We start from the raw sequence: 13,423 nt of genomic DNA on the forward strand, positions 1-13,423 counted from the left end.
TTCAGAATTGTTTATAAAAATAATTCTATTCGGTCACTTTAATAAGCGCTTCTGAGTGAATCGTATGTCCTCTGTTGGTTATACCTTCAATAATGATCCGGAAATTTCCTGTCTGTCCGGATGTGAAAAATGAAAGTTCTGCCGGTTTGTGCGTTGATACTATTTCAAAACGGGGATTCCAGTATAGTGTAGAACGATTATCGGTATGTTCTGCATCTGGTTTAAAGATCTCATAATCAGGTTGTGGAAAGGGCAAGGTCCTGTCGAATCCATGTGCGCTAAAAATTGACAGTGCCCGGGAATCAACCTCATTTGTCTTTTTTGTGAAAATATTGATAAGACCGTTGGCACCGTTTGCTCCCTGATTTGCAGTGATCATACCATTCACTTCAACATGATCAATCATCGCCGGATTAATTTGAAATAATCTGTTCCCGGCAGTTTCACCGGTTACCATCACATTGTCTACATATAAATTTGGTTCCTGCGGATGTCCGTCTCTTCCGTTGATCGTAAATCTGTTCCAGATCAGATACCAATTGTTATCCTCAGAAATTAGTTTAAAACCCGGAACTTTGGCTGCAATTGCCTCGGCCGCGCTTCCAAAATTTCCCATACTTTCACCCTTGATATAGAAATCAGGCGTTGCATATCCATTTTCCTGTTTAACAGTTTTGGTACCGGTCACTTTAAATTCTTTAAGCAAAGTGGCGCGCAGTGTATCGTTTGAATGATAAACCCGCGGCGTGACAAGAGATTTGTGCTTCAATTTAGATACAGGTAATTTCTCGGGAAGATAGGGCGAATCCTGATTTACGATAATAACTTTTCCTTCCGAAGGCTGAAACACAAATTTTAAGCTGTCATAAAACATGAGATTTTTAATTGAAAATTCACCTTCTGTGTTCGTCGTTGCCTGATAAATTCCACCCATGTTTTCCGGAATCAAAGTCAGTTTAGTTTTCTTTGGTTTTCCTTTTTTATCCTGATAAATACCATTTATTGAAATGCCCGTTTCAATGGAATATTTTAATTCCGCCGTTATTTCTCTGGGAATAGCGGACATCTCAAAATCGTTTTTAATATTGGTTGATTCGCTAGTTGGTATCGTCAACTTCTCATCCAGAACTGTAACGGAGAAACTTCCTTTTATCAGATTATCCAACAGAGTGCTGTCAAGTCCAACGGTCATTTTGACTTTGCTTAGTATTTTGTAGTCGGTTTTATCAAACTTAACTTTTAACAAACTATCAGCAAGGGGCGCTGAGGCAATTTGATCAATACTTTCGGAAGGATTTAAAATGATGACGGGTTTGTAGAAAAACAGATCAATCCCATAATTTTTCATCCACTGCGTGTACGCCCTCAATACATAATTTCCAGGTAATGTTTTAGAAGAAATTTGTATGGAACCAGCCGCCCTTCCACTGTCTATCGGGATGGCAAGCATTTTACTGATTGTTTTGTCTGCGGCAATAAGATCAACATACAAAACTTTACTCAACGTATCCATGCGCCCGGGAGTCCTGTAATTCATAAAACCACTGAACCAGATATTCTCCCCTGGATAATAGTAAGGGCGGTCGGTGTTCAGATATACTTTTTCCTGAAGACTTTTCGCCAGCAAACTTTCCGGTGACTGCACTGTGATGATACTTCCTGGTTTGTAATCGAGCGGCAACATTCCGGATACTCTTCCATCCGCCATATTTCCTGAAATGGCGACATCCGTTGGGTTCAGAATCGTGCCTTCTTTGTTGATCAGAATGTAGCCGTTCCTTACTTCAAGCCAGCTGACAGGATTGCTGACATCCATATAAAACCGGTTTTTCGTGTAGTCCAGCCTGTTGTGGATTTCTATTTTATCAGTCACACCTATTCGGAATTCATTTATACCCGACAGGCGTGCTACCATTCCGGTGGTATCATATGGCAAAAGGTTGTGCTTTATTTCAAGACTGAAATTATCGCTTCTCGGACTGCCTTTCAATTTATCCTTATATAAAACAAAACCATGTTTAGTAATATTTCCATCCAGTATCGACTTCATCAGAAATTTAGCAGAAGCACGGTATGCGCTCTCCCGGTTTTTCATCCAGGCAGAGGCTATGGATTTGTCGGTCGTTTCCATTTCCGCAAACCGGATATTGCCGACGATAGAAAATTCTGTTGCTGAAAAACCGAATTTTTTCAGTTGAAAAAAGAGTTTATACCCCAGCACATTATTTTCAATTTCCAGCGGAACTGGCGCTTTGGCGGTCATAGCGTTATTTTCCTCTGTAAAATCAAGTACCCAGGAATTAAGTATTTTAAAATTGGCAGTGTTTCCAAAGAAAACTTTTTCGAATTTTTTTAATTGCCTTTCCCAATTTTTATCCCTTCCGGATTTTATAGCGACCTCTGATAGTTGCCGGGAATCGGCACTGAGCAAGATAGATAATGGCGTATTGCCTGTTTCCTTCACAACAACCTTCAATTGTTGGGGAATATAACCTAGAAAAGAAAAGACAATTTCAGCAGAGCCTAATGGGAGATTTGGCAAAATAAATTTACCTGACGAATCTGTGGTAACACCAATGGTTGTATTATTAATGTACACATTGGTAAAAGGGAGCGGTTCCTGTGTTCTGGCATCAATGACGCGACCAGAAATCTTACCGGTTTGGGCGAAAACTGTACAGGAAATAAAAATAAAGAAGATGAGGAGTGTAACGCGCTTCATATAAAATGATTTATGATATTAATATACGTCAAATTTTTCTGTTTTCCAGAAGCTCGTAATTATAATTTTTTGAGTTTAAAAATTTGCGTTTCTTGACATTTATCAAGATCGATTGTATCATTTATCAAGGGATCTGGCCTGTCTGCCTATTAATTTTGTATCAATAAATTAAAACAGCGATACAAAATGTCAAGTATTATTTTAATAACAGGAACAAGCACCGGTTTTGGTAAATTAATGACTATTACCCTGTCAAAAGCGGGACATACCGTGATTGCGGGCATGCGTGGTGTAAACGGAAAAAATGCTGATGCTGCAAGAGAATTATCTGCTATACCAAATGTTGATGTTTTCGAACTAGAAATTACCAGCGATGAATCCATTAAAAGTGCAGTTGATTTTGCATTGAATAAATATGGTAAAATTGATGTGTTGATCAACAATGCTGCCGTTACGGGATATGGATTGCTCGAAGCCTATTCAATTGATCAGGTAAAAAGTATGTTTGAAGTCAACTTCTTCAGTGTATTAAGAAGCTATCAGGCTGTTTTGCCGTCAATGCGTCAAAATAGAAATGGGCTGATAATCAATATCACCACCGGCGCCAGCGGCCATACTTTGCCGTTCATGATTCCTTACTTTGCATCGAAATTTGGTTTGGAAAGCATCACCGAAGGTATGCAGGATGAGTTGAGAGATTATGGCATTGAGAATGTCAGCATCCAGCCGGGTGTGTATCCTACTGAGATGAACAATGGTACTAAAACCGGCGTTAACGCAGATAAACCGGAAATTATTGAAGAATATGGTGATGCGGCAGCCCGGAAGTTCAACGCTATGGGAGCAAGTATGTTTGGGAAAATGACTAGTTTTAATATGGATCCGCAAATTATTGCTGACGGCGTGTTGAAGCTGGTCAATATGGAAAAAGGAAGCAGACCATTAAGATTGCCGCTCGATGCGATAGCAGAAGGTACTGATGTCGAATTTATAAATGCAAGAGCAGAAATAAAAAGCAGATGGCTTGTGAAGTATAGCTAATAATTAAAATTGTCAACAAAAAAGTCCTTGCCTGTCCGGTGAGGATTTTTTTTTGTTCAATCTGGTTAATTGATTTTTAGCCAACCTGTTATGCTCATCCGGGGTTTGTTGGTCAGCAAAACTTCATGTTCCAGTTCACTGCTTTTGAAAAAAACACTTTTTCCGTTGACAGGAGTTATGTTTTGTAAATGGTCTTCATGATAAATACATAATTCTCCGCCGTCGTTTTCTTGCCAGTCGGTATTGAGGTACATAATCATGGAATATTGGCGGCTGCTGTTATTCTTAAACTGATCAAAATGTTTGGTGTAAAAACTACCTTTTTCGTATAGGGTGTAATGAAATTCGTAACCCGTAATTCCGGTGTAGCAAGTGCTGTTCAGATGACTGATAAAATCATCCATGAGATCAAAAAAATCATTTTCAAAAGGATCCTCATGTTTGCGGTCGAGCCAGTAAATTTTGTCACTTCTTATCTGTTTGTTATGGGAAGTGGTTTTATCATTCCCTGTTCCCGCCGATAAAAGCTGTTTGCCGGAATATAAATTATTCAGATTAGCTTTTAAATGAGCAGCCAGCGACGGGCTTAAAAAGTTTTCTGCAATGCCCACCTTGCTGTCTATGAAACTGTCGATGAGGGTATTAAAGATATCTACCAAGCAGATGTTGTGAAGAATGGACCGGCAAAATGCCTTTTATGTAAGTTACGTCTTATTACTGGTTTACTAAGCTAAATACTTTTTAAGACGAAATTGAAAGACAATTTTAAGCCGCAAATGTTAATACCGGTCAATACGTTCTCAACTCGCTGGAAGAATCACCACTACAAAATTGATATTGAAATATGGGTTTTTGTGGCGGCAGGTATTCTGACCATCGGAGTTGCATTTTTGACAGTCAGCTTTCAAAGTATTAAGGCTGCGCTAATGAATCCGGTAAAAAGTTTGAAATCGGAATGAATCATGTTTGCACGATTTTTGTATTTCAATAAAAAACAAAAAACATGACCGCAGAAGAAACCGACAGAATTATCGAAATGGCCTGGGAAGACAGAACGCCGTTTGAAGCCATAGAGGCGCAATTTGGTATACCTGAAAGCCAGGTGATCCAATTAATGCGGGGCGAATTGAAAAGAAGCAGTTTCAACCTGTGGAGGAAGCGGGTCAACAGCGGCGTTAGTCAGAAACATTTGATGAAAAGAGACTCAGGAATTACCCGTTTCAAATCAAAAATGCAAAAAGCCATTGCAATGAATGCAATCAGCAAACGCTAGGCAGTTTACAATCAAAATCTTGAAAGGACGGGTAATAAATAGCTGATTTCATTGTCAAGTTCGGTCAGCAAGTTTTCAATTACACTTTTGTCAAAAACGGCAATATGTTCCAGCAGTCCGGCAAGCCGGGCAACGTGATTGAGATAAACAGAAGAAGATAAGCCTTTTAGTTTATGCCCGGTAGCTTTGATAGCAATCAGGTCTTCGTCTGCAAATGATTGTTTTAGATCTGATAAGTTTTCGTTTAGCCCGCTTATACTCAGTTCCAGAAGTTCGTGAATGAATTTTTGATCATTCAAATATATATCGTAAAGTTTATTGACATCAAAGCGGTTGCTGTCATAACCGGTGATGTTTTCCGATTTTTTCTGTTTATCAGGAGCACCATCCAAACCTACAAATTTATTCAGCATCTGCCATATTATCTCTTCAACAAAGGGTTTGGTAACAAAGTCATCCATGCCCGCTTCCAGGCATTTTTCCTTTTCACCCTTCACGTTTCCGGCTGTCAGCGCAATAATGGGAACATGGTTTTCTCCTTCGAGATCTCTGATGGCAATGGTAGCCTCGTACCCGTTCATTTCCGGCATTTGTACATCCATGAAGATAATTGCCGGCAATTGTTTTTTACATGATTCAACGGCCTTCAAGCCGTTTTCGGCTTCTATAATTTCTGCATTTGGGGCGATTTTCCTGATCACCGTTTTTGCCAGAAACATATTAACAGGATTATCTTCTGCAATCAGAATAACAAGTCCGCCCGTATAGACCTCAATATTTTCTGACAACTTATTAAACTCTTCGATCTGTTCTTTTTGAGATAATCGTGAGAGAGAAAGAAAAATGTCATGTAGTTTGATCGGTTTCATCAAACGGTAATTCACCTTCAATTCATCACAACCTTTTAAAACAACCGCGTCATCTGCCGAGCTGTTCAATAATACAATGGGAAGCTTTTCTGCATCAATTCCATAAGTAATTCGCACTTCTCTTATTGCTTCCAACCCATCCAGTTGAGGCATGTGATAATCCATCAGCACAGCATCAAAAACTGTTTTTCCATTTACGATCATATCCACCGCTTCAAGACCATTCTTGGCCTGAGAGGATTCTATTTTCAGGATTTCAAGCATTTTTTCAAGGATGATCCGGTTATTATCATTATCATCCACAATCAGGACGTGCTTGATGGAATCGACATGTTCCCATATGATAGGCTCGCCCGGTTCAGATTTCAAGGTGAGATCAAAAAAGAAAGTACTGCCAATTCCGGGAATACTTTTGAGTTGGAGCTGGCTCCCCATCATCCCCAAAAGTTTGTTTGAAATCGTAAGCCCAAGCCCGGTACCACCATATTTCTTTGTAGTTGAGCCATCTTCCTGTAAAAATGCTTCAAATATTTTTGCCTGTTTTTCTTCCCTGATTCCAATCCCGGTATCCCGCACCGAAAACCGGCAGGTTACATTATTGCTCTCTTCCGGATTATATACGAGCATTTCAATTTTTAGCTCAATTTCCCCGCTTTCTGTAAATTTGGCTGCGTTACTTAATAAATTAATTAAAACCTGTTTTAGCCTGACCTCATCAACCCAGACAAAACGCGGCAATTCTGCCGGAATATTCAGCAGCATTTCCAGCCCTTTGTTTTGCACAGGAAATGAAATGATATCGGCTGATTGTGAAGCTATTTCAAAAATATCACACTGGTCTATATCGAGTTCGAGCTTTCCGGCTTCAATTTTTGAGAAATCCAGAATGTCGTTGATTATATTGAGCAAAGCGGTGCCGGATTGGTTGACAATGCCCAGATATTGCTTTTGCGTATCATCGAGCTTTGTTTTCAACACAAGATCAGTAAAGCCAATGATACCATTGAGCGGGGTTCTGATCTCGTGGCTCATATTGGCTAAAAACTCCGATTTAGCAACATTGGCCTGCTCGGCCAGAAGTTTTGCCTGTTTTAGTTCATCCCTGCTGAGCGCAATTTCGGTGATGTCCTGCGTGAACATCATAATCCCGCCGATTGAGCCATCAAACTGATACCAGGGACGAACTTCCCATTTAAGATATTGTTCATGGCCCCAGCCGGGTGGTGACCACATTTCTTCTTCTTTAGTGACAATCGCACCGCGCAAAGCTCTTTGATGGATCTCTTTCCAGTGTTCAGCAGTGTTTGGGAAAACTTGGTAATGGGTCAGTCCAATAATGTCGCGGTCGGTCAAATGATATTCTTCCAGCCATTTCCTGCTGATGGCGAGGAATTTAATATCCCTGTCAAACATGGCGATTGCCGCGGGGGCGTGTTCAACAAATGCCAGAAGACGCGCACTTTGGCTGATAAGTTCTTTTTCAGCTTTTTTGCTTGCAGAAAGGTCAGCTGCTACACCCAGATATCCGATAATGCTGTCATCAAGGTCTCGTATCACTGTCACAGCCATAGAAACCGGAAAAAGTAGACCTGCCTTGTTTTTAAAAGTCCATTCCCTCACCTCAAAACCTTCTTTTTCTGCTTTGTAAACAAAAGTTTTGAAGCCCTTAATTGGCATTCCGTATTCTTTACTTAATTCCTTGGACCGGCTTTCAATTTCTTCGGGTATATGAAATATATCAGGTGTAAGATGTCCGATCACCTCCTCACAGGAATAACCCAGAAGTTTTTCAGCACCTTTGTTGAAAACAGTAATTAGTCCGTTTACATCAATGGCAACGATGCTTACGGCAGATGCCGCATTCAATACATCGTCAAGCAATTTTTTGGACTTTGCAGTTTCAATTTCTGCCCTTTTCTTTTCGTCAATATCCTGAAATGTTCCATAAATTCTTTTGCACCTGCCATTATCCATTTCTGCATTACCAATACTTCGAACCCAGACTGAGTTGCCTTTGGCAGTGGTAAGTTCAAGTTCTAATTCGTAACCTTTCCCCTCTGAAATGGCGAGGTCAATTGCATTCATCAGCGTTTTTCTGCCTTCTGCATCCTGGTAAAACTCCAACGCTGTTTTCAAATCAGGCTGATAATCGGCATCAACTTCATGGATTTGTCGGGTAACTTCCGACCAATTAATTTCCCCGGAAAGTAAATCAACTTCCCAGCCACCAACACGCGCAGTCCTGTTGGTTTGCATCAACATTTCCTGGGTTCTTTGAAGTCGTTTGGCAAGTTGCTGACTTTCAGTTACATCGATAGAGTTTCCGACAACATAATCGTCTCCGTATGGATTTTGGACTAGAATATTGTGATAACTCCAAATCAGATAACTTCCGTTTTTATGCTGAGTAGTCATCAAACCGCTTGACTTTCCGGTTTCCCTGATTTCTTTTAAATAATGTCTGAGAGCGTTATGATGTTTGACCGGAATCAGGTCGGCCAGTCCCATTGTTAAAACCTCACTTGTTGAATAACCCAATAACTCGGCACCAGCCGCATTAACGGTTATGAAATTTCCCTGAAGATCGTGTGTGCACATGAGCCCCTGGGAATTTTCAAAAAACGAGCGGAAATTATCTTCGCTGACTTGTAATTTCTGCTCCTGTATTTTTTCTTCGGTAATATTTCGTGCAATCGCAAAAAGATTTCCGGTCGCGGGCTCTGGCGTAGCTACCCATTGAAGATAAATATAGTTGCCGCTTTTCTGGCGGAATCTTTGCGTAAAATTAATGCCCGGAACTCCGGAAGAAAGTTTTGAGATCTGCGCATAAGTTTCTTCAAGATCATCGGGATGCGTCAGCTCAAAAAAAGAAGTTTTCAAAAGAAATTTTTCGTCCCAACCCAGCAGTTGTTCAAATGCAGGGTTGATCTGTCGGAAATAACCATCTGCGCCGGCAATACAGATCAGGTCATTTGAGAGCTGAAAAAGGCGCTCGAAATACTTTAATTCCTGACGTTTTCGCTGATCCACGATCAGTGACATGACCTGTTCAGCAATTAATTTTAAGGCGCTTTTCTGCTGATCATTCAATTTTTTAGCCTTGTTGTCAATCACGCAGATAGTGCCCAAAGCAAATCCTTTCGGATCAATCAATGGATAACCGGCATAAAAACGGATATGCGGATCGCCTGTTACTAGCGAATTATCTTTAAAACGTTCATCGTTGGTTGCATCCTCAACCTCAAAAATTACATTATCCAGAATAGAATATTGGCAAAATGCAAGATCACGCGATGTTTCAGGTATATCCAGGCCTTTGTTTGACTTGAACCACTGCCTTTTTTCATCGATCAGTGAAACGAGTGAAATTGGCGTGTCGCAAATAATTGAAGCCAGCTCGGTAAGTCTGTCAAATTCCATCTCACTATACGTGTCCAGAATCTGGTAGTCTTTCAGTGCTTTTAACCTTTCATTTTCATTATGAGGAATGGGAAGGTTTTTCATTCTGCGTTGAGTATTTCAAGTTTTAAATCTTCTAAATATCCAAGTATTTTCTGGATTAATAAAATCATGTAACCAATATGAACTTTATCAAAACATTACTTTATAAAGACAAACATCAAAATTAGCAGCTTTTTTTGCTATTTCATGTATACTGAGGAATTAGGGAGATTATCTGCACCAGAAAAAGCGCGCATATATTTAGTTTTATAAGATGCCAGCTGACTGTTTTTCTTTTGCGCTTTCAAACTTTTAGATAATCCTATCAGAGACCAGCCATTACCCGGATTTAGTGCCAGATCTTCCCGGTACACCTTTTCAGCTAAAACATACTTCCCGGTTTTCAAAAGAAAAGCGCCTAAGAACTGCCGCGCTGGAATGGGCCAGTCATTTGGTTCAGTGTAAACCAGGTTATCTTCAATTTTAATGGCATTGTTCAGACTTGAAAAGGATTCATCATATTTTTTTTCAGAAAATAAAATGGTGGCGTTTAATATCTCTCCGGCAATATTTGCCATGGAGATTGGCGCATTAAACGGAATTCTTACCTTGGTCAGAATGGGATCTTTGCTATTCTGATATAATAATTCCAGCTGTTTTTTAGCAGAAATTAAGTCATTTGTATTTGCGTAGGCAAGACCTTTGGCAAAGTTTGAAAGGAGCGCGGCATAGCTCCACTTTGGATCGGGCGAGATACTATCATTCAGGATTTCATCCCATTTTCCAAGTCTGGCCAGTGTGAGTGTTGGCAGCATAAACATGTACTGGTCATAAGTTTGCTGAGGTGAAGGATTAACACTTTTCCTGCATCGCAAGGCATCACGCATACCGGTTTTGTACATGCCGCCGCTCATAGCGCAATAAGTCTGCACCGCAAAATAGTGTGTGCTGTGTTTGTTCAATTGCAGATTAGGCGCCAGAGAATCGTAACGGAGCAGGTTTTCATCCGCCTTGTCATTCACTTCAACACCTTTTGCATACATGCCATTTCTCTGGTATTCATGACTTGACATATGCACCATATGGGCAACTCCCGGAAGGAGGTTTTTTAGTTTATCTGCGTTTGGCAGTGCCACTTCGGGATTTCTGGATGCTTCGGTAAGATGTATATGATAATGGAGAGCGGCGGGATGATTGGGGTTTGTCTTTAAAATATTTTCGCATAACATCACCAGTTCCTGTGTCCATGGTTTTGCAGAACCATCTGCATTCCAAAAATCCCAGGCGTGCATAAGCATGACGGCATCCACATATAACGCTTTTGCATCCATGTTTGCCGTCTTCGAAATTGCTAGCTTTTTCATGGCGTCCGCATAGGTAATGTTTAAATTTTTCCTGTTTTTGTCAGAAAGGTCATTGGAATATCGCAGGGTCATGGCTTTGATCAATGCATTTTCACTCTCATTTCCATACGTCGCTGCCTGATTCATTTTTGAAACTATTTCCGGAATGGCAGCGGGCAACTGATAGGAATGCGCCGCATTGTAGTAGGGGCCCATGGCAAGCGCCTGTCCCCAATACGGCATTGGATGCTTTGTGTCAAACCGTGAAGATTCCATGAAAGAGGCCAGTGCTTCTTTCATATGATAGCTGTAATACATGGTTAGTCCCTGGTTAAAATAGAACTGGGCACTGTCGTTATTGGTCGAGATTTTATAAGAATACTGGCCCGAACCGGGTAGTGGCATTACAAACTTTCCATTCGCAGTTATTCCAGGATTTCCTGATGATATTTGTCCGCAAAAGGGAATTTCTTCCTGTTTGTACACTGTATCTTTTCCGCGTTTATCAGGACCAAATTTCAGCATAAAACCCACAATGACAATAGTAAAAAAGGCGAACGATAGAAGTGAAGTTTTCATTAGGTGTTGTTAGCTGGACGAAAAAGGTTTTGATACCTGGAAACAGGATTTGACAGATCTTTTTTAAATGTAAAAATAGTAAGTGACATTTTGATGATAAAGGCGATAATATGGATATAAAGTCTGCACATCTTTTTAGGTCAATTGATCCAGGTTTGTTGTGACACTTTATTCAATCCAAAAATGCCCGGCAGAGTACGTCCTGGCTTTGCCGCCGATCAATACCCTGTTTCCCTGATCGAAACAAAACAACTTCCCGGATCTTTCCGAAATTTGTTCAGCATTCATTTCATTTTTACCAAGTTTCTCACTCCAGTGAGGTATCAGGGTACAATGCGCCGAGCCGGTAACCGGATCTTCCAATATGGAAGCCTGCGGAGTAAAAAATCTTGAAACAAAATCGGAATAATCTCCTTTTGCCGTAACAATAACCCCTCCCGGATCAAGATTGATCTGATCAAAGTGATTTCTGTCTATCCTGATATCTCTGATTTCACTTTCAGTATCATAAACCAGTAGATAATCTCTTGCTTTAAAAACTGATTTTGGCTGAATATTAAGCGACTTTTTAATGTTTTCCGGTAGATCGACAGGTTGGGCTTTTCTTGATGGAAAGTTTAGAAAATACATGTTCTCACGCATGGTCACGAGGAGTTCTCCACTCAATGAATCGAAAATAATTTCGTCCTTGGCGTAATTTAATATTGTTTTGAGTGCATGTGCAGTTGCCAAAGTTGCATGGCCGCAAAGATCCATTTCAATTTCAGGCGTAAACCACCTGAGATGAATCCGGTCACCGGTAATTACAAAAAAAGCAGTTTCTGCGACAGCATTTTCTCTGGTTATTTTCAGCAGCAATTCGTCCGGGAGCCAACCTTGCAGTGGCACAACGCAGGCAGGATTTCCTCCAAAAATACTTTCCGTGAAAGCGTCAATCTGGTATAATTCGAATGTCATTGATTGCTTTAAATGTAAAGTCTGAATATTGAATAAAAATGGTTGGCAGAAGGTTTGCTAATTTAATGGAATGTCCGGGAATTGAGTATGAAAAATCGTTTTAGTTAATCCTTTTAATAGTCATTTTGGAGAAAGTTTTACTTATTCAATCCTTTTCCAGATGAAAACCACTAAATCATAATTTCACATTTTGTTTAGTATTAATTAACATTTACATAATATATGTTAAATCGAAACCCATTAATTTTACCATATCAAAAGGAGTAATTGTATATATTGTTAAATATTTATTAACTTTTATTTGTTAGATTTTTGTTTTTATCTTATTTTTAAGCTATATTATAACAAGTTATAAAAATGTCGTCTTATAAAAAGTTAAGTAATTGTATACTTTCTTTCGTTATTTACTTAATGAGTTTGTAAGATTATAGTTTTTAGTTTTTCTTTGAAGTTTAGTATTAGTTCACCAATTAAACAGATTATAAAATGTCAATTGAGCTTGTTGTGTTTGATATGGCCGGCACCACAGTAAAAGATAAAAATTACGTGGGTTTTGCGTTTCAGAATGCGATGGATAATTATGGTTACCCGATTGCGATTGAAAATATCAATCCGATTATGGGATATGAAAAACCGGTAGCTATCAAAATGATGCTCGAAAAACACGAGCCCGAAAAACAAAAAATAACCGAAGAACTTATAGATAATATTCATACTGAGTTTGTTGATAGTATGATTAAATTCTATGAAACTTCGGATGACATAGTGCCGCTTCCTAATGTTGAAGAAACATTTTTAAAATTGCGTGAAGCGGGGATAAAAATTGCCCTGGACACGGGTTTTTCAAGAAATATAGCAGATGTTATTATGGCGCGTCTGGGATGGAATAACAAGGTTGATTTTCTTGTAGCCAGCGATGAGGTAGAACATGGACGCCCATTTCCGGATATGATAGAAAAAATTAAGGCTGTACTTGAAATTAAATCTTCGGATGTCGTAGCAAAAGTGGGCGATACTGAAGTTGATATCAATGAGGGAATCAACAGCGGCTGCAAATATGTGATCGGCATTACCACCGGTGCTTTTACCCGGGAAGAATTGATTCCATACAACCCCACGCACATCATTGATAATATTTCGGATGTGATCAACATCATTATTCCTCAACAAGTTACGACTCAACAAGATTAGATAAAAA

8 protein-coding genes are annotated in these 13,423 nt (G+C 39.6%); 3 read left to right on the plus strand and 5 right to left on the minus strand.

All coding sequences use genetic code 11. From position 1 onward, the window contains the following. Positions 1-25: 25 nt before the first annotated feature. Positions 26-2,722 (minus strand): carboxypeptidase-like regulatory domain-containing protein, encoded by a 2,697-nt coding sequence (locus LXL81_RS22415; protein ID WP_234649035.1) that lies wholly within the window; start codon positions 2,720-2,722, stop codon positions 26-28. 186 nt (positions 2,723-2,908) lie between these two features. On the opposite strand from LXL81_RS22415, the gene LXL81_RS22420 reads away from it, so the two are divergent. Next, entirely contained in the window at positions 2,909-3,763 is an 855-nt protein-coding gene (locus LXL81_RS22420) for an SDR family NAD(P)-dependent oxidoreductase (protein ID WP_234649037.1), read from the plus strand. Positions 3,764-3,828: 65 nt separating this feature from the next. On the opposite strand, the gene LXL81_RS22425 is transcribed toward LXL81_RS22420, so the two are convergent. Continuing rightward, a complete protein-coding gene (locus LXL81_RS22425) occupies positions 3,829-4,422 on the minus strand; it encodes a 2OG-Fe(II) oxygenase (RefSeq protein WP_234649040.1) in 594 nt (197 codons plus the stop codon). Between the two features lie 344 nt (positions 4,423-4,766). Between LXL81_RS22425 and LXL81_RS22430 the strand changes: the two genes are divergently transcribed. Then, a complete protein-coding gene (locus LXL81_RS22430; protein ID WP_234649041.1) occupies positions 4,767-5,036 on the plus strand; it encodes a TIGR03643 family protein in 270 nt (89 codons plus the stop codon). Between the two features lie 11 nt (positions 5,037-5,047). Here LXL81_RS22430 and LXL81_RS22435 read toward each other — a convergent pair whose 3' ends face one another. The 3 genes from LXL81_RS22435 to LXL81_RS22445 all read right to left on the minus strand — a co-directional run bounded on the left by LXL81_RS22435 (position 5,048) and on the right by LXL81_RS22445 (position 12,225). Further along, the gene (locus LXL81_RS22435; RefSeq protein ID WP_234649043.1) at positions 5,048-9,409 is read right to left on the minus strand and encodes a PAS domain S-box protein; all 4,362 of its coding nucleotides are present in this window, start codon (positions 9,407-9,409) and stop codon (positions 5,048-5,050) included. Between the two features lie 137 nt (positions 9,410-9,546). After that, complete coding sequence (locus LXL81_RS22440; RefSeq protein WP_234649046.1) at positions 9,547-11,268, minus strand: M48 family metallopeptidase; 1,722 nt, start codon at positions 11,266-11,268, stop codon at positions 9,547-9,549. A gap of 168 nt (positions 11,269-11,436) precedes the next feature. After that, a complete protein-coding gene (locus tag LXL81_RS22445) occupies positions 11,437-12,225 on the minus strand; it encodes a PhzF family phenazine biosynthesis protein (protein ID WP_234649048.1) in 789 nt (262 codons plus the stop codon). Between the two features lie 486 nt (positions 12,226-12,711). Here LXL81_RS22445 and LXL81_RS22450 point away from each other — a divergent pair, with 486 nt between their 5' ends. Next, positions 12,712-13,416 (plus strand): HAD hydrolase-like protein, encoded by a 705-nt coding sequence (locus LXL81_RS22450; protein ID WP_234649050.1) that lies wholly within the window; start codon positions 12,712-12,714, stop codon positions 13,414-13,416. Positions 13,417-13,423: the final 7 nt, after the last annotated feature.

It is taken from the genome of Dyadobacter sp. CY356 (genome assembly GCF_021440195.1).
Taxonomy (GTDB): domain Bacteria; phylum Bacteroidota; class Bacteroidia; order Cytophagales; family Spirosomataceae; genus Dyadobacter.

Bases quoted from the DNA above. Each gene is read 5' to 3' on its own strand.
- LXL81_RS22415 (WP_234649035.1), bottom strand. From the start codon at position 2,722: ATGAAGCGCGTTACACTCCTCATCTTCTTTATTTTTATTTCCTGTACA.
- LXL81_RS22420 (WP_234649037.1), top strand. From the start codon at position 2,909: ATGTCAAGTATTATTTTAATAACAGGAACAAGCACCGGTTTTGGTAAA.
- LXL81_RS22430 (WP_234649041.1), top strand. From the start codon at position 4,767: ATGACCGCAGAAGAAACCGACAGAATTATCGAAATGGCCTGGGAAGAC.
- LXL81_RS22435 (WP_234649043.1), bottom strand. From the start codon at position 9,409: ATGAAAAACCTTCCCATTCCTCATAATGAAAATGAAAGGTTAAAAGCA.
- LXL81_RS22440 (WP_234649046.1), bottom strand. From the start codon at position 11,268: ATGAAAACTTCACTTCTATCGTTCGCCTTTTTTACTATTGTCATTGTG.
- LXL81_RS22445 (WP_234649048.1), bottom strand. From the start codon at position 12,225: ATGACATTCGAATTATACCAGATTGACGCTTTCACGGAAAGTATTTTT.
- LXL81_RS22450 (WP_234649050.1), top strand. From the start codon at position 12,712: ATGTCAATTGAGCTTGTTGTGTTTGATATGGCCGGCACCACAGTAAAA.